The following is a 16,346-nucleotide window of genomic DNA, read 5'->3' as shown; positions in this document are numbered from 1 at the left end:
AAAATTTAATATATTTGATATTCTAGCATAAAATAGAGAGAATTTTACGACAATTTTAAATTTTAAAATAAAATAGGAACACAACCGTGCTCCTACTCTACTGTTTTGATGGCTTATAAGGACAACCAATCAAGTGGGCGTCATAGAGACCTGCTGCTTCTAAAAATGAAAACATCGTTACAGGACCCATAAACTTAAAGCCATATTTCTTTAAGTCTTTAGACATTTTTTTAGCACGTTCATCAACGGTGATACGGTCTTTAGATGAACGATATCGCAAATCAATCGGCTGATTATCAACGTATGACCACAGAAAATCACTAAAACTGCCATGTTCTTTTTCAATTTGAATATAGCCTTTTGCTTGGCTGACAATTGCTTCTAACTTCTTTCTATAATGAACGATATTAGGAAATTCCATGAGTTCATCAATATCTTTTTCTGTCATTTGTGCAATTTTATGAGGGTCAAATTGATAGAAAGCATCACGATATGCAGGACGTTTCTTTAAAATCGTTAACCAAGAAAGTCCTGCATGTTGTGATTCTAGAGCCATTAGTTCAAATAATTTTTGACTATCATAAAGCGGCTGACCCCATTCTTTATTATGATATTCAATATAGAGTGGATCAGTTGTGTTGAATGCACATTCATTCATAAAATTTCATTCCTTCGCATTGACTTATTTTAGAGTTCTATTATACTATAAATTAGTAGAGAATATGATTTCGGGAAGAGTAGACAGTTGATTAATTTCAAAGAGAATGTATGGTTGGTGAAAATACATAATTGATGCTGTTGAAGGTAGCCCGCTTAGATCTTTAGCTGAACAGTACAGTAGGTTAAAGCGTGTATTGAGCGTTAATCATTATGAAGTGCAATATAGATGAACTATGTTGAATTTAGGTGGTACCACGGAACATCCGTCCTATGTATAGGAACGGGTGTTTTTTATTTTAAGGAGGAATTGTCCTATGGAAATGAAACCAAAATACAATCCGAATGAGGTTGAAGCTGGACGCTATCAAGAATGGGTAGAGAAAGGCTATTTCAAACCTAGCGGAGACACATCAAAAGAAACATATACGATTGTTATCCCACCTCCGAATGTAACTGGTAAATTACATTTAGGTCATGCTTGGGATACAACGTTACAAGACATTTTAACACGTATGAAACGTATGCAAGGTTACGATACTTTGTATCTGCCTGGTATGGACCATGCGGGTATTGCGACACAAGCAAAAGTTGAAGCAAAATTACAAGAACAAGGTATTTCAAGACATGACTTAGGTCGTGAGAAATTCTTAGAAGAAGTTTGGAGCTGGAAAGAAGAATATGCTTCATTTATTCGTCAACAATGGGCGAAATTAGGTCTTGGACTTGATTATGATAGAGAACGCTTCACATTAGATGAAGGCTTAAGTAAAGCGGTTAAAAAAGTCTTTGTAGATATGTATAACAAAGGTTTAATTTATCGTGGCGAACGTATTATCAACTGGGACCCTGTTGCGAAAACAGCGATTTCTGATATTGAGGTTATTCACGAAGACACACCAGGTAAATTTTATCATTTTAAATATCCTTACGCTGATGGCGAAGGATATATTGAAATTGCTACAACACGTCCTGAAACAATGTTAGGGGATACTGCAATTGTCGTTAACCCTAATGATGAACGTTATAAAGATGTTATTGGCAGAAAAGTTATTTTGCCGATTGTCGGTCGTGAGTTGCCAATTTTAGCAGATGAATATGTAGACGTTGAATTTGGTAGTGGTGCTATGAAAGTAACACCAGCACATGACCCTAATGACTTTGAATTAGGTAAAAGACATAACCTTGAATCTATTATCGTCATGGATGAATCAGGTAAAATGAATGACAAAGCTGGTAAATACGAAGGTATGGACCGCTTCGAATGTCGTGACCAATTAGTAGAAGACTTAAAAGCAGAAGACTTAGTGATTAAAATTGAAGATCACACACATGCTGTTGGACATTCTGAAAGAAGCGGTGCCATCGTAGAACCTTACTTATCTACACAATGGTTCGTAAATATGGAACCTCTAGCAAAACGTGCACTTGATAATCAAAAAACAGATAATCGTGTGAATTTTGTACCTGAACGTTTTGAACATACATTTAATCAATGGATGGAAAATATCCGTGACTGGACAATTTCACGTCAATTATGGTGGGGTCACCAAATCCCAGCTTGGTATCATAATGAAACAGGCGAAATTTATGTAGGAGAAGAAGCACCAGAAGATATTGAAAACTGGACACAAGATGAAGATGTACTAGATACATGGTTCTCTAGTGCTTTATGGCCATTCTCAACACTTGGTTGGCCAGATACTGAAGCAAAAGATTTTGAACGCTACTATCCAACTAATGCATTAGTTACAGGTTATGACATTATCTTCTTCTGGGTTGCACGTATGATTTTCCAAGGATTAGAATTTACAGATCAACGTCCTTTCAACGATGTATTATTACATGGTTTAGTTCGTGCTGAAGATGGTCGTAAAATGAGTAAATCATTAGGTAACGGTGTAGATCCTATGGATGTTATCGACCAATATGGTGCAGATAGCTTAAGATATTTCTTAGCTACAGGTTCATCTCCAGGTCACGATTTACGTTACTCAACTGAAAAAGTAGAATCAGTTTGGAACTTCATTAACAAAATTTGGAACGCTGCACGTTTCAGCTTGATGAATATTGGTGAAGACTTCAAATTTGAAGATATCGACTTATCTCAAAACTTATCACTTGCTGATAAATGGATTTTAACGCGATTAAACGAAACAGTTAAAACGGTAACTGACTTAAGTGATAAATATGAATTTGGTGAAGTTGGACGTGCTTTATATAACTTTATTTGGGATGAATTCTGTGACTGGTATATCGAAATGAGTAAAATTCCAATGAATGGTGAAGACGAAGCGCAAAAACAAGTTACACGTTCAGTCTTATCTTATGTATTAGACCGTACAATGCGTATGTTGCATCCTTATATGCCATTTGTGACAGAAGAAATTTGGCAAAACTTACCGCATGAAGGTGAAACAATTGTGACAAGCGCTTGGCCACAAGTTCAAACTGAATTTATGTATGAAGACAGTAAACAAGCGATGCAATATGTCGTAGAAATTATTAAAGCTGTCCGTCAAGCTCGTTCAGAAGTGAACACACCGCTTTCAAAAGCAATTCCGATTTATATTAAAACGAAAAATGCGGAAATCACTCAAATGCTTGAAGAAAATAAACATTACATTGACCGCTTCGGCCACCCAAGCGAGTTAATCATTTCAACAGATATCGAAACACCTGATAAAGCAATGACTTCTGTAGTCGGTGCAGGTGAAGTGATTTTACCATTAGAAGGTTTAATCGATATGGATAAAGAGATTGCACGTTTAGAAAAAGAATTAGATAAATGGCAAAGCGAACTTGATCGTGTCGATAAAAAATTATCAAACGAAAACTTCGTTAATAAAGCGCCTGAAAAAATTATCAATGAAGAACGTGCCAAAAAAGAAGATTATCAAGAAAAATATGATAGCGTCAAAGCTAGAATTGAACAATTAAAAGCATAGGAGTCCTGATAATGAATTACCTAGACAGCTTATATTGGATACACGAAAGAAATAAGTTTGGTATCAAACCAGGCACAAAACGCATGGAGTGGATGCTAGAACGCCTAGGTCATCCAGAACAAAACATTAAAGGCATCCATGTCGGCGGAACAAATGGCAAAGGTTCTACAGTCGCATATCTACGTGCTGCACTTGTCGAGAATGGTTATGATGTCGGTACATTTACTTCACCCTATATTGAAACGTTCAATGAAAGAATCAGCTTAAACGGGATGCCAGTCAGCGATGATGTTATCGTTGACCTGGTTGCTCGTGTGAAGCCGGTAAGTGAAGAGATGGAAGCGGAAACTGAATATGGAACAGCAACTGAATTTGAAATTATAACAACGATGATGTTCTTATACTTCGGCGCGATCCGACCTGTAGACTTTGTGATTGTTGAAGCAGGACTTGGTATTAAAAATGATTCGACAAATGTATTTTCACCTATTTTGACAATTCTAACGAGCATTGGTTTAGATCATACAGATTTATTAGGTTCAACTTATTTGGATATTGCTAAAGATAAAGGTGATATTATTAAAGCGGATACGCCGTTTGTTTATTCTGTTAAAGAAGATGATGCTTTAAAATACTTGAGCGAATATGCAGAAAAACAACAAGCGCCTGCTTATGAGTTGGATAAAGATATTTCTGTTGTTTCAGAAGAAGATGAATTTACGTATCGCTTTAAAGATTATGAATTAGAAAACATAGCGTTGCATATGCTTGGCGAACATCAAAAAGAAAATGCAGCTTTAGCGATTACAGCGTTAATTGTGATGTTTGAAGCGGGTCAAATTCAGTTAGACTTCAATAAAATGATTAAAGCTATGGAAGAAGTCAGCTGGACAGGGCGTATTGAAGAAGTTAAAGAAAAACCGCTTATGATTATTGATGGCGCTCATAATAATGAAAGCATCGATGCATTAGTGAGTACAATTCAAAATTATTATCATAAAGATAAGGTTGATATTTTGTTCTCAGCTGTAAGCGGCAAACCAATTCATCATATGTTAGAAGATTTAGGACAAATTGCAGATCATGTTTATATCACAGACTTTGATTTCTATCGTGCGAAGCCAAAAGAAGAAATCGCAAATGAAGCAGAACATTTTGATCCAATTTTAATTGATGACTATGTAGACTTTGTAGAGAATTATGAAGGCGATACATTGGTTATTACTGGCAGCTTATACTTCATCAGTGAAGTGAAAGCAAAAGTGAACTTTGAAGCTTAATGGCTTTAATTAAATATTAAATACTAAACTCCTTTTGAGATGACGTTTATTCACGGCCATTTCAGAAGGAGTTTTTAATGTTTTCTGTATGTAAAAATGACAATTATATATGGTGTTTGTTCGTAAAAAATTAAAATAAAATATTTTATACATACTATTTGAAAATGACCTTCCTAGCACGTATAATAACGTTGATATTTCAGAAAGTAGGTGAAGCTTCTGCACGTTATTGTAGCTGTCCTAATCACTTCAGTGCTTGAAAGTTTTTTGTATCAACTGTGTTTTGTTAAAACATTAAACTTCAGTTATATGAAACAACGTTCAAAATGTGAAACGTGTCATCATGATTTAAAATGGTATGATTTAGTTCCGATTATTAGTTTTGTGATATTAAAAGGTCAATGCCGGTATTGTAGGCACAAACTCTCTAAATTACATGTTATAGGTGAATTATGTGCGTTATTGCCAATCGGTTTGCTTGTTTTCAATGTAATTTACCCATCTTCTGCATTATTTCTTGCTTTATATTTATTTCTGCTCGTTGCTGCACTGTATGATATGCATACACATACGATTCCCGTCCACTTTGTTTTAATTTTTATTATAGTTGTCATAGCCTTAGCGCCAAAGGTGTTTATAACGCAAATTGTTATTGTAATTTTGCTTCACATTTTATTTATACTTGCACCTCATGCGATAGGGTACGGAGACATTTTAATTTTCACTTTACTCAGTCTCGTCTTTCCTTATTTATTTTTCCTCATGATATTCTGTATGACTTTTATTATTGGTGGTTTATTTATGATAATGTTTCGTTTGTTCACGAAGCGTAGAATATTAGAAGTGCCGCTTATCCCTTTTATTTTTATCAGCTTTTTAACTATTTCTATCTTTTATCCTAACTTATTATTTATACTTCACTTTTATTAAACGGAGGTTTCATTTTGAATATAAAACACTTACCTGATTGTGATAAACCTAGAGAGAAGCTTATAGCTAAAGGAGCGCAACACTTATCTGAGTCCGAGTTGCTTGCCATATTGATTAATACTGGCAGAAAAGGGCGGTCTAGTGTCGAAGTTGCGCAAGATTTATTAAATTTAACAACGAAGCTTAAAGATTTAAAACTATTGTCTTTAAATGACTTGATGGATGTGAAAGGTATCGGTATGTATAAAGCGGTGATTTTAAAGGCAGCGTTTGTACTAGGTGAACGTATGAATGCGCCGGATCAAAAAGAGAAAGTAAAAATTAATTCACCCCAAGATGCGGCGGATTATTTTTTATCGAGGATGATGCATTTAACACATGAACAGTTTGAGGTATTATTTTTGAACTCAAAGAATATTGTAATTCGTCATGAAGTCATCTTTGTAGGAACTTTGAATTCTTCTGTGGTGCATCCTAGAGAGGTATTTAAAGCAGCTATTAAGTGGTCGAGCAATGCGATTATTGTGGTACATAATCATCCGTCTGGTGATGTGACACCTTCAAAAGAAGATATTCATACAACAAAACGATTGCAAGAGTGTGGCAGAGTGCTTGGCATTGAATTGCTTGATCATATAATTATTGGAGATGCGAAGTATTTGAGTTTGGTTGAAGCGGGGTATTTTGATGATTAAAAAACCGATAACACGACATGAAGGTGTTATCGGAATATAGTAAATATGCTTTGATTTAAAATGGATGCATTTGAAAATAGTTCAGAATCCACATAATCCCTTGATAAGCTAAATAAATAATTAAAGCGAAAATCGCAATTTTTATGATAAAACGTAGTAATGAAACACCTACTCTGAAGAGTAGACCAATCAATAATACGAGTAAAATAATTGTTAAAATTGACATGGCTGCAACTCCTTTACATATAGTGTAACTGAAATGTATTGTGGATGCATCGGTCTTGGGATTTAAATCAAGTGTCGTTCTCTAGTCTGATGAAAATTCTCGTAAAAAAGCGTACAATGAAATCATTAAGAATGGGACGGTGTGAGGATGCGTTTTCTATTTAACATCATTAAAAATATTATAGCAGTCGGATGCATCATTGTAATTGTCTTTTTTGCGTTGAAATATGCACCGTTTTTAAAAGAACAAGAATGGAATCCAATCAGCAATAAAACTACCTATTCATCTTATCAAGGCGGTAATGTACCAATTGAAGATTTCAAACCTGGCCAACGTTATGTTGTGGAAAAAAATGATATTTTGAATAATATGCCCGCAAGTCAGACTAAGAACATCTTTAACATGTTGAATAAAGAAGAGTTTATGGATGTCAGCGGATTAAGTAGAATGGGCTATAATGAAAATTATTTAATTGGGCAACGTGGCAATCAGTTTATCATGTACAAATTCGGTTCTGATGAATTACGTATTTACGCAACGGAAATTGAACTGCATCAAGACTTACAAGCGATGCAGCAAAATATACAAATGCACCCTGTAGCTTATTTTAAATAAATCGAGTTGTTTCTATAGTGCATTATCTTGAAAATAATACAGTCTTACGTTACCCTTGTGTTGAATCATTGATAGAGAGGTTTGGTGTTCTTTAATGAGTAAACAAACAAATGGAAAAAACGCTGCTGAACAATCAAAAGCGCAAAAGCTGTTTGAGAACTGGAGAAAAGAAGAAACCCTGTATAAAGAAGATGAAAAAGAAGACAGCAACAAGAAATAATGATTCAGACTTAGATAGTGTATATGAACATTTACACCTGATTTTTAATTAAAATAAAATGAAGATATTTTTTGGGCATCAGCCGATTTCAAATGAATTGCTGATGCTCTTTTTTTAAGTATTTTTTGCCAGGTACAGTTGGCACTTTAACTAAGGTGTATAATAATATAAAATATAGTGAGATATGAAAAATTGAGTTAATAGAGGTGTTCAGGTTGTCCAAGTTTTTTAAAAATAACAAATTGATTGTTATTTTCTGTTCCCTGATTCTATTTATATCGTTAATAGGGTTATCGATCAGATCACATCACCAATCGCCTGTGGAACAATATGTCGGTGATACCGTGTCCGTTCCTCAACGCGTACTATCTTATCCATTACATATAGTAACAGGTTCAATTGACGGTTTATTCAATGGAAAAACATCAAAAGAGGATAAAAATAAAATCAAACAATTAGAGGCAGAAAATGAGAGATTGAAAGCGGAAAATGAAGGTTTTCGTAAAGAATTAGATATTAAAGACATCTCTAAATACGAACCTCTCAGCGCAACAGTGATTGCTAGAAATCCAGACCAATGGATGAATAAAGCGATTATTGATAAAGGGAAAAAAGCCGGAATCAAACAAAACCAAGCTGTTATTACAGCAGAAGGTTTAGTCGGCAGAGTTGTCAAAGTCAATCAGTTTTCTGCTCAAGTAGATTTGCTTTCAACTTCATCTCGTAATGGTAAACTTTCAGTTAATATTCAACATGATTCTAAAAAAATCTTCGGGTTGATTAACCATTATGATAGAAAAACAAATGAATTAGTTATCAGTGATATTGATAATAAGGATAAAATCGCAAAAGGCGATAAAGTTGTGACAAGTGGTTTAGCGAACCAAATACCAAGCAATTTATATATCGGTGAAGTTACTAAAGTAGAAAATGATCAATATGGGCTTTCAAAAGAAGTGAGAGTAAAAACAGCGGCAGATTTAAGTGACTTAGATCATGTTTATGTTGCACAACGCGATCCGAAAACACTTCCTGATGAAAGCGGTGATGAATAATGCGTGCGTTTTACTATTTTTTAATTGGGGCTGTATTGTTCTATCTTGATTCATTAATCGCTTTAGTGATACCGATGCAAATCGGTGGAAGAGGGATTATCTTCGTACCGCATTTATTGTTGATGTATTTGTTGATTATTACCATCTATAAAAAACCAAGTATCGCAGTTGTACTTGCGATAATTTTCGGATTAACTACTGATTTATATTATGGAACAATCTATGGTTTAAATACATTTGGTTATTTATTATTTGTGATTTTGATGGATTTCTTTTTCAAAGTATACTATCGAGATCATACGATGGTATTCATTGGTGTTTGGCTGTTTACAATCATCTTTGAAATTTACCAAGCATTAATTTATGGTTTGTTAGGATTAATTAAATTTAATCTTTGGGACTTTTTATTATTCCGATTATTACCAACCGCTTTCGTAAATTTACTGTTATTGTTGATTGTTTTTAGCTTGATTAAAAAATTAATCAAAAAATTAGATTTGCCAATTGACAGGAAAGCCTAGGGATGGTAAGCTTTAGCAGTTGAGTAGTTTATAGCTACATACAACCGCTCAAATATAGGTTTAAGTATACCAAGTGTATCACCTATATATGGCGTGACTTATTTTATAGGAGGTGCAAAGTATGTTTGCTATTATCGAAACAGGCGGTAAACAAATTAAAGTAGAAAAAGGTCAAGAAATTTACGTTGAAAAATTAGATGTAAACGAAGGTGACACTTTCACTTTTGACAAAGTTTTATTTGTAGGTGGAGACGCAGTCAAAGTTGGTGCGCCAACAGTTGAAGGTGCGACAGTAACAGCTACAGTAAACAAACAAGGTCGCGGTAAGAAAATCACTGTATTTACTTACAAACGTCGTAAAGACTATAAACGTAAAAAAGGCCATCGTCAACCATACACTAAATTAACAATCGACGCAATCAACGCTTAATCATGATTAAGATAGACGTTTCGTTTAATGAAGAGGGTCAAGTAACAGATGTCATCATGGATGGTCATGCTGAACATGGCGAGTATGGTCATGATATTGTCTGTGCTGGCGCTTCAGCGGTTTTATTCGGAAGTGTCAATGCTATCCTCGGATTAACATCTGAAAGACCTGACATAGATTATGACGATGATGGAGGCTATTTCCATCTCAGAAGTGTAAACGTAAACGATGAACAAGCGCAATTGATTTTGCAAGCAATGCTCGTATCACTTCAAACTATTGAAGACGAGTACCACGATAATATAAAATTAAATTATAAGTGAGGTGTATCCAGATGTTAAAATTAAACTTACAATTCTTCGCATCGAAAAAAGGGGTAAGTTCTACTAAAAACGGACGTGACTCTGAATCTAAACGTCTTGGCGCTAAACGTGCTGACGGACAATTCGTAACAGGTGGATCAATTTTATTCCGTCAACGCGGAACTAAAATCTACCCTGGTGAAAATGTAGGTCGCGGCGGCGATGACACATTATTCGCTAAAATTGACGGCGTTGTTAAATTCGAACGCAAAGGCCGTAACAAAAAACAAGTTTCAGTATACGCTGCAGCTGAGTAATTTTTGTTGACGCAACACCAGAAGTTTAACTTCTGGTGTTTTATTTTTGTCTTTATTTCTAAGCGTACATAAAGAATGATATAATAATCTAGATATTGCATTAGAAAATATATATAAAAGAGGTGAGAAACATGTTTGTCGATCAAGTTAAAATATTATTAAAAGCAGGCGATGGCGGTAACGGTATCACTGCATATAGAAGAGAGAAATATGTTCCTTTCGGAGGCCCGGCAGGCGGAGACGGCGGTCGCGGTGCATCTATAGTTTTTGAAGTAGACGAAGGGTTACGTACATTACTCGATTTCAGATATCAACGCCAATTCAAAGCCAAACGTGGTGAAGGCGGCCAAAGTAGTAACATGCATGGTAGAAATGCGGAAGATTTAGTATTAAGAGTCCCACCAGGCACAATTATTAAAGCAGTTGAAACGGATGAAGTCATCGCTGACCTAGTAGAAAATGGACAACGTGCCGTTGTCGCTAAAGGTGGACGTGGTGGTCGAGGCAACTCTCGATTTGCAACACCAAGAAACCCAGCACCTGATTTCAGTGAAAATGGTGAACCTGGTGAAGAAATTGAAGTCACATTAGAATTAAAATTAATGGCAGATGTTGGCTTAGTTGGTTTCCCAAGTGTAGGTAAATCTACATTGCTTTCAACAGTCTCAAAAGCAAAGCCTAAAATCGGAGCATACCATTTCACAACGATTAAACCAAATTTAGGTGTTGTTTCAACACCTGACGGTCGTAGCTTTGTTATGGCTGATTTACCTGGATTAATTGAAGGTGCTTCAGAGGGTGTTGGTTTAGGACATCAATTCTTACGTCATGTCGAAAGAACTAAAGTCATTGTACATGTGATTGACATGAGTGGATCAGAAGGCAGAGATCCTTATGAAGATTACCAAACTATTAACAATGAATTGAAATCTTACGGTCAACGTTTAGAAGATCGTCCACAAATCATCGTCGCAAATAAAATGGACTTGCCAGACGCGCAAGATAATTTAGAACTCTTTAAGTCTGAAGTTGGTGACGATGTAGAGATTATTCCAATTTCTGCTTATACACGAGAAAACCTTGATCAATTACTTTATGCGATTGCTGATAAACTAGAAGAGTATAAAGATGTTGATTTCTCTAAAGAAGATGATGAAGCATTAGGTGTGAACCGTGTATTATACAAACACACACCATCACAAGATGCATTCACAATTACACGTGATGATGATGCAGCATTTGTGGTCAGCGGTAAAGCAATTGAAAGAATGTTCCATATGACTGATTTCAATAGTGACCCGGCAGTTAGACGTTTTGCGCGTCAAATGCGTTCAATGGGTATTGATGATGCATTAAGAGAACGTGGTGCGAAAAATGGAGATATCGTAAGAATTTTAGGCGGAGAATTTGAATTCGTTGAATAGAGGTGTCTAAGTGAACGATAAACAAGTGAAAAAGTTCTATCTGATACGAGAAGATGTACTTCCAGAATCTGTCATTAAAACATTGCAAATTAAAGATGCATTAAAAGAAAATCCGCATTTGTCTATTTATGAAGCAGTCAGACAATACGGTTTATCTCGTAGTGCCTTTTACAAGTATAAAGATACTATCTTTCCAATTGATGAAAAGGTAGAAGATACAAGAGAATTCACTATCATTCTTTATGTACATGATAAGGTTGGTATGCTTGCACAAGTTCTTAATACGATTTCTCAAATTCATATGTCTGTTTTAACGATTCATCAAAGTATTCCGATGGAAGATAAAGCAACAATCACATTGTCTTTAAATACTGCAGGCAGTCAGACTTCGATTGAAGATGTGATTTTTGCATTACGAAACATTGAAAATGTTTATAAAGTAGAAATAATCAGTATGTCAATGTAAGGAAGTGACGGCGTGTACGCATATATTAAAGGTCAATTAACACAATTGTTCCCAACGCACGTGGTGGTGGAAACGAATGGTGTCGGTTATGAAATCCAAACACCGAACTCTTATCGTTTTCAATCTTCATTTCAACAAGAAGTAGTAATTTACACGTCTTTAGTTGTTAGAGAAGATGCACAGTTGTTGTATGGTTTTATATCAGAAGAAGAAAAAGAAATGTTTTTAAGCTTGAATAAAGTGACAGGTATTGGTCCAAAATCGGCATTGGCAATTTTAGCTGCAAGTACGCCTAATGAAGTGAAAATCGGTATAGAAAATGAAAATGAAGCGTATTTAACAAAATTCCCAGGTATCGGTAAGAAGACCGCACGTCAAATCATCTTAGATTTAAAAGGTAAAGTTCAAATCACAGATGAAAGCGCAGATACTTTATTACAGCAACCTGATACAACTGTATCCGGCAATTCACCAGTCCTAGAAGAAGCCTTGCTTGCATTAGAAGCATTAGGTTATTCTAAGCGTGAATTGAAAAAAGTTGAAAAGAAATTGAGTACAGAGCAGTTTGAATCAGTTGATGAAGCGGTTAAAGCAGGTTTGAAAATATTAGTTTCTTAAAAATAAGTCAAAAGGAGGGGACACAATGGATGACAGAATGGTAGATCAAACGGTCCATGATGATGAATATTCTTTTGAATTATCATTGAGACCACATTTACTAAGACAATATATCGGTCAAGCATCAATTAAAGCTAATTTAGAAGTCTTTATAAAAGCAGCAAAGATGCGTGAGGAGCCATTAGATCATGTTTTATTATTCGGCCCCCCTGGACTTGGTAAAACAACCTTGTCAAACATCATTGCGAATGAAATGGGTGTAAATATCAGAACAGTCACTGGACCAGCAATAGAACGACCTGGTGATTTAGCGGCAATCCTTTCAGGTTTGCAACCAGGTGATGTTTTGTTTATTGATGAAATTCATCGTTTAAGCAGTGTAGTTGAAGAGGTTTTATATCCTGCAATGGAAGATTTCTATTTAGATATCGTGATCGGCAAAGGAGAAGAAGCGCGCAGTATTCGTATTGATTTGCCTCCATTTACATTAGTAGGTGCAACGACAAGAGCCGGCAGTTTAACAGGCCCGTTACGTGATCGCTTTGGTGTTCATTTACGTTTGGAGTTTTATAACGAGGATGAACTAGAAGATATTATTAAGCGAACTGCAGAAGTACTAGGTACAGAAATTGATGAAGAGAGTGCTGCAGAACTTGCGAAACGTAGTAGAGGTACACCACGTATTGCCAACCGTCTTCTTAAACGCGTTCGAGATTTCCAACAAGTCAATGAAGACGACAAAATATATATTGAAACAACAAAACGTGCATTACAACTTCTACAAGTGGATGATTATGGTTTAGATTACATCGACCATAAAATGATGCGCTGTATTATTAATCAATATAATGGGGGACCTGTCGGTTTAGACACAATCGCTGTTTCTATCGGTGAAGAACGTATTACAATCGAAGATGTCTATGAGCCTTTCTTAATTCAAAAAGGCTTTTTAGAACGCACACCGAGAGGAAGAAAAGCGACACCCCTAGCTTATGAACACTTTGGCACTGAACATGGAAAGAGGGACAATTTTGAATATTGAAGAGTTTGATTATCATTTACCGGAAGAACTAATCGCACAAACGCCGTTAAAAGATAGAGATACAAGTCGTTTATTAGTATTAAATAGAAAGAATGGCGACATTGAACATCGTCATTTTAAAGACATTATCGAATATTTTAATCCAGGTGACACGCTTGTCTTAAACGATACTAAAGTCATGCCTGCGCGCTTATTTGGTTTAAAAGAAGATACAAAAGCTAAAGTAGAAATGTTGATGCTGACACAAACCGAAGGTAATGATTGGGAAGTATTATTGAAGCCTGCGAAACGTATCAAAGTGGGTCAAAAATTATCATTTGGTGAAGGGAAAATCATCGCAGAATGTATTAAGGAATTAGAACAAGGCGGACGCATTATGCGTTTATATTACGAAGGTATTTTACAAGAACGTTTAGATGAATTAGGTGAAATGCCATTACCGCCTTACATCAAAGAACGTTTAGATGATCCAGATCGCTATCAAACAGTCTATGCGAAGGAAACAGGTTCTGCCGCTGCACCAACAGCCGGCTTACACTTTACAGATGAGCTGTTAGAACAATTAAAAGCGAAACAAGTGAACCTTGCATTTGTAACACTGCATGTCGGTTTAGGTACCTTCAGACCTGTCAGCGTTGATAATATAGATGATCATAAAATGCATAGTGAATATTATCAGATGTCTCAAGCTACAGCTGATTTGTTAAATGAAACAAAACAAAAAGGACATCGTATTATTTCAGTTGGTACCACATCAACAAGAACATTAGAAACGATTCGCAGAGACCATGACCAATTTACAGCACAAAGCGGATGGACGGATATCTTTATTTATCCAGGCTTTGAGTTTAAAGCTATTGATGCTTTAATTACGAACTTCCATCTGCCGAAGTCCACACTTGTCATGTTAGTTTCAGCATTCAGTTCAAAACAATATATTTTAAATGCATACCAAACAGCTGTCGAAATGAAATATCGATTCTTCAGCTTTGGTGATGCAATGTTAATTATTTAAGGGAGTCGTGAAAAAGTTATGCCTGCAGTAACTTATGAACATATCAAAACATGTAAACAATCCGGTGCAAGGTTAGGAATCGTGCATACACCGCACGGTTCATTTGAAACACCTATGTTTATGCCAGTAGGAACACAAGCTACCGTTAAAACTATGAGTCCTGAAGAACTAAAGGAAATTAATGCACAAATCATTTTAGGCAACACATACCATTTATGGTTGCAACCCGGTAATGACATTATTAAACGCGCGGGTGGTTTGCATAAATTTATGAATTGGAATGGCCCAATTCTGACTGATTCAGGTGGTTTCCAAGTATTCAGTTTAAGTAATTTACGTAAAATCACAGAAGAAGGTGTTCATTTCAGACATCATAAAAATGGTTCTAAATTATTCTTGAGTCCTGAGAAAGCGACAGAGATTCAAAATGATTTAGGTTCAGATATTATGATGGCATTTGATGAATGTCCGCCAATGCCTGCTGAATATAAATATGTCAAAGACTCTATCGAAAGAACAACAAGATGGGCAGAGCGTTGTCTGAAAGCACATAAACGACCAGAAGACCAAGCTTTATTCGGAATTATCCAAGGTGGAGAATATAAAGATTTACGTCAGCAAAGTGCTGAAGAATTAGTGAAGTTAGATTTTCCTGGCTATGCGATTGGCGGATTATCTGTGGGTGAACCTAAACCAGTCATGTATGACATGGTTGAATTTACTGAACAATTCATGCCTAAGGATAAACCACGTTATTTAATGGGTGTCGGCTCACCAGATGCTTTAATCGAATGTAGTATTCGTGGTATGGATATGTTTGATTGCGTATTACCAACACGTATAGCACGAAATGGTACATGTATGACTTCTAATGGTCGTGTGGTTATTAAAAATGCAAAATATGCAGACGATTTAAGTCCGCTTGATGAAAATTGTGATTGTTATACATGCCGTAACTATACAAAAGCTTACTTACGTCATTTAATAAAAGCAGAAGAAACTTTTGGTATACGCCTAACTACTTATCATAACTTATATTTTCTGTTAAAATTAATGGAGGATATCAGACAGGCCATTCGGGAGGATCGTCTTTTAGATTTTAAAGAGGAATTCTTTGAACAATATGGATTGAATGAAGAAAATCCTAAAAACTTTTAATTAAAGGAGTAATGTTTGTGAATTTAACCGGTCTTATTTTACCTATTGCATTATTAGCTTTAATGTGGTTCTTCATGATCAGACCACAACAAAAGCGTCAAAAGGAACACCGTGAAATGGTGAACCGTTTGGAATCAGGACAACACGTTACAACAATCGGCGGCATCAAAGGTGTCGTACGTGCAGTTGATGAAACAACAGTTGTCATTTCAGTTAACGACAAAGGCACTCAAATCACATTTGAAAAAGGTGCTGTAAAACAAGTTAATCCAGACTAATTAATGTTAGTATGACATAGTATAGGCAAGCGTAAGCGAATTACCTGTACATAGATTAACCCAATAAACATCCTAAAGCGATCCGATATAGATTGTTTTAGGATGTTTTAATTTTGTTTGAATTACTTTAAATGAATGAAAAGTTGTTT

At 35.5% G+C, this 16,346-nt stretch carries 20 protein-coding genes and 2 other annotated features; of the genes, 18 read left to right on the top strand and 2 right to left on the bottom strand.

Features of this window, described 5'->3' with window-relative positions; translation table 11 throughout:
- Positions 1–97: 97 nt before the first annotated feature.
- Positions 98–658 (bottom strand): DNA-3-methyladenine glycosylase I, encoded by a 561-nt coding sequence (locus tag HMPREF2937_RS12415; RefSeq protein WP_070864715.1) that lies wholly within the window; start codon positions 656–658, stop codon positions 98–100.
- 62 nt (positions 659–720) lie between these two features.
- Positions 721–934 (top strand) — a binding site (T-box leader).
- Between the two features lie 40 nt (positions 935–974).
- On the opposite strand from HMPREF2937_RS12415, the gene HMPREF2937_RS12410 reads away from it, so the two are divergent.
- From HMPREF2937_RS12410 to radC, 4 genes are all read left to right on the top strand, one after another.
- Positions 975–3,605, top strand: coding sequence for a valine--tRNA ligase (locus HMPREF2937_RS12410; protein ID WP_070864714.1), 2,631 nt, complete (start codon positions 975–977; stop codon positions 3,603–3,605).
- A gap of 11 nt (positions 3,606–3,616) precedes the next feature.
- Positions 3,617–4,885: a bifunctional folylpolyglutamate synthase/dihydrofolate synthase gene (locus HMPREF2937_RS12405; protein ID WP_070864713.1), complete on the top strand. Its 1,269-nt coding sequence runs from the start codon at positions 3,617–3,619 to the stop codon at positions 4,883–4,885.
- A 210-nt stretch (positions 4,886–5,095) separates the two neighbouring features.
- Positions 5,096–5,815, top strand: coding sequence for a prepilin peptidase (locus HMPREF2937_RS14285; RefSeq protein WP_083326955.1), 720 nt, complete (start codon positions 5,096–5,098; stop codon positions 5,813–5,815).
- 14 nt (positions 5,816–5,829) lie between these two features.
- A complete protein-coding gene (gene radC / locus HMPREF2937_RS12400; protein WP_070864712.1) occupies positions 5,830–6,510 on the top strand; it encodes a RadC family protein in 681 nt (226 codons plus the stop codon).
- Positions 6,511–6,565: 55 nt separating this feature from the next.
- On the opposite strand, the gene HMPREF2937_RS13860 is transcribed toward radC, so the two are convergent.
- Positions 6,566–6,736, bottom strand: coding sequence for a hypothetical protein (locus HMPREF2937_RS13860; protein ID WP_002481135.1), 171 nt, complete (start codon positions 6,734–6,736; stop codon positions 6,566–6,568).
- A 147-nt stretch (positions 6,737–6,883) separates the two neighbouring features.
- Here HMPREF2937_RS13860 and HMPREF2937_RS12395 point away from each other — a divergent pair, with 147 nt between their 5' ends.
- The 14 genes from HMPREF2937_RS12395 (at position 6,884) to yajC (ending at position 16,197) form a co-directional block, all read left to right on the top strand.
- Positions 6,884–7,351, top strand: coding sequence for a DUF4930 family protein (locus tag HMPREF2937_RS12395; RefSeq protein WP_002481134.1), 468 nt, complete (start codon positions 6,884–6,886; stop codon positions 7,349–7,351).
- Between the two features lie 94 nt (positions 7,352–7,445).
- On the top strand, positions 7,446–7,571 hold the full coding sequence (locus HMPREF2937_RS14145; protein WP_002481133.1) for a hypothetical protein: 126 nt from the start codon (positions 7,446–7,448) through the stop codon (positions 7,569–7,571).
- Between the two features lie 215 nt (positions 7,572–7,786).
- Positions 7,787–8,626 carry a rod shape-determining protein MreC gene (gene mreC / locus HMPREF2937_RS12390; RefSeq protein WP_002481132.1) on the top strand — a complete coding sequence of 280 codons (840 nt, stop codon included), beginning with the start codon at positions 7,787–7,789 and terminating at the stop codon, positions 8,624–8,626.
- Positions 8,626–9,147 carry a rod shape-determining protein MreD gene (gene mreD, locus HMPREF2937_RS12385; protein ID WP_002481131.1) on the top strand — a complete coding sequence of 174 codons (522 nt, stop codon included), beginning with the start codon at positions 8,626–8,628 and terminating at the stop codon, positions 9,145–9,147. Before mreC ends, mreD begins: the two co-directional genes overlap by 1 nt.
- Positions 9,148–9,179: 32 nt before the next feature.
- Positions 9,180–9,256, top strand: a sequence feature (ribosomal protein L21 leader region).
- 12 nt (positions 9,257–9,268) lie between these two features.
- Positions 9,269–9,577, top strand: a complete 309-nt coding sequence (rplU, locus tag HMPREF2937_RS12380; protein WP_002481130.1) for a 50S ribosomal protein L21 — start codon at positions 9,269–9,271, stop codon at positions 9,575–9,577.
- 2 nt (positions 9,578–9,579) lie between these two features.
- Positions 9,580–9,900 carry a ribosomal-processing cysteine protease Prp gene (locus tag HMPREF2937_RS12375; protein WP_002481129.1) on the top strand — a complete coding sequence of 107 codons (321 nt, stop codon included), beginning with the start codon at positions 9,580–9,582 and terminating at the stop codon, positions 9,898–9,900.
- Between the two features lie 11 nt (positions 9,901–9,911).
- A complete protein-coding gene (rpmA, locus tag HMPREF2937_RS12370) occupies positions 9,912–10,196 on the top strand; it encodes a 50S ribosomal protein L27 (protein ID WP_002481128.1) in 285 nt (94 codons plus the stop codon).
- Positions 10,197–10,327: 131 nt separating this feature from the next.
- Positions 10,328–11,620 carry a GTPase ObgE gene (gene obgE / locus HMPREF2937_RS12365; protein ID WP_023016071.1) on the top strand — a complete coding sequence of 431 codons (1,293 nt, stop codon included), beginning with the start codon at positions 10,328–10,330 and terminating at the stop codon, positions 11,618–11,620.
- A gap of 10 nt (positions 11,621–11,630) precedes the next feature.
- A complete protein-coding gene (locus tag HMPREF2937_RS12360; RefSeq protein ID WP_002481126.1) occupies positions 11,631–12,086 on the top strand; it encodes an ACT domain-containing protein in 456 nt (151 codons plus the stop codon).
- Positions 12,087–12,098: 12 nt separating this feature from the next.
- Positions 12,099–12,704: a Holliday junction branch migration protein RuvA gene (gene ruvA, locus HMPREF2937_RS12355; protein ID WP_002481125.1), complete on the top strand. Its 606-nt coding sequence runs from the start codon at positions 12,099–12,101 to the stop codon at positions 12,702–12,704.
- A 25-nt stretch (positions 12,705–12,729) separates the two neighbouring features.
- Complete coding sequence (gene ruvB, locus HMPREF2937_RS12350) at positions 12,730–13,746, top strand: Holliday junction branch migration DNA helicase RuvB (protein ID WP_023016070.1); 1,017 nt, start codon at positions 12,730–12,732, stop codon at positions 13,744–13,746.
- Complete coding sequence (gene queA, locus HMPREF2937_RS12345; RefSeq protein ID WP_070864708.1) at positions 13,736–14,761, top strand: tRNA preQ1(34) S-adenosylmethionine ribosyltransferase-isomerase QueA; 1,026 nt, start codon at positions 13,736–13,738, stop codon at positions 14,759–14,761. Before ruvB ends, queA begins: the two co-directional genes overlap by 11 nt.
- A gap of 18 nt (positions 14,762–14,779) precedes the next feature.
- Positions 14,780–15,919 carry a tRNA guanosine(34) transglycosylase Tgt gene (gene tgt, locus HMPREF2937_RS12340; RefSeq protein WP_070626369.1) on the top strand — a complete coding sequence of 380 codons (1,140 nt, stop codon included), beginning with the start codon at positions 14,780–14,782 and terminating at the stop codon, positions 15,917–15,919.
- A gap of 17 nt (positions 15,920–15,936) precedes the next feature.
- Complete coding sequence (gene yajC / locus HMPREF2937_RS12335; protein WP_002481121.1) at positions 15,937–16,197, top strand: preprotein translocase subunit YajC; 261 nt, start codon at positions 15,937–15,939, stop codon at positions 16,195–16,197.
- The last annotated feature ends 149 nt before the right edge of the window (positions 16,198–16,346 follow it).

Origin of the sequence: Staphylococcus sp. HMSC061G12, from assembly GCF_001838465.1 — a bacterium.
In the GTDB taxonomy this organism is placed as follows: Bacteria; Bacillota; Bacilli; order Staphylococcales; family Staphylococcaceae; genus Staphylococcus; species Staphylococcus simulans.
Note: the sequence above shows the minus strand (reverse complement) of the source record. Positions and strands in the feature narration are given on the sequence as shown.

Coding starts and splice junctions, on each gene's coding strand:
- HMPREF2937_RS12415 (WP_070864715.1), bottom strand. CDS start 658: ATGAATGAATGTGCATTCAACACAACTGATCCACTCTATATTGAATAT.
- HMPREF2937_RS12410 (WP_070864714.1), top strand. CDS start 975: ATGGAAATGAAACCAAAATACAATCCGAATGAGGTTGAAGCTGGACGC.
- HMPREF2937_RS12405 (WP_070864713.1), top strand. CDS start 3,617: ATGAATTACCTAGACAGCTTATATTGGATACACGAAAGAAATAAGTTT.
- HMPREF2937_RS13860 (WP_002481135.1), bottom strand. CDS start 6,736: ATGTCAATTTTAACAATTATTTTACTCGTATTATTGATTGGTCTACTC.
- HMPREF2937_RS12395 (WP_002481134.1), top strand. CDS start 6,884: ATGCGTTTTCTATTTAACATCATTAAAAATATTATAGCAGTCGGATGC.
- HMPREF2937_RS14145 (WP_002481133.1), top strand. CDS start 7,446: ATGAGTAAACAAACAAATGGAAAAAACGCTGCTGAACAATCAAAAGCG.
- mreD (WP_002481131.1), top strand. CDS start 8,626: ATGCGTGCGTTTTACTATTTTTTAATTGGGGCTGTATTGTTCTATCTT.
- rplU (WP_002481130.1), top strand. CDS start 9,269: ATGTTTGCTATTATCGAAACAGGCGGTAAACAAATTAAAGTAGAAAAA.
- HMPREF2937_RS12375 (WP_002481129.1), top strand. CDS start 9,580: ATGATTAAGATAGACGTTTCGTTTAATGAAGAGGGTCAAGTAACAGAT.
- rpmA (WP_002481128.1), top strand. CDS start 9,912: ATGTTAAAATTAAACTTACAATTCTTCGCATCGAAAAAAGGGGTAAGT.
- obgE (WP_023016071.1), top strand. CDS start 10,328: ATGTTTGTCGATCAAGTTAAAATATTATTAAAAGCAGGCGATGGCGGT.
- ruvB (WP_023016070.1), top strand. CDS start 12,730: ATGGATGACAGAATGGTAGATCAAACGGTCCATGATGATGAATATTCT.
- tgt (WP_070626369.1), top strand. CDS start 14,780: ATGCCTGCAGTAACTTATGAACATATCAAAACATGTAAACAATCCGGT.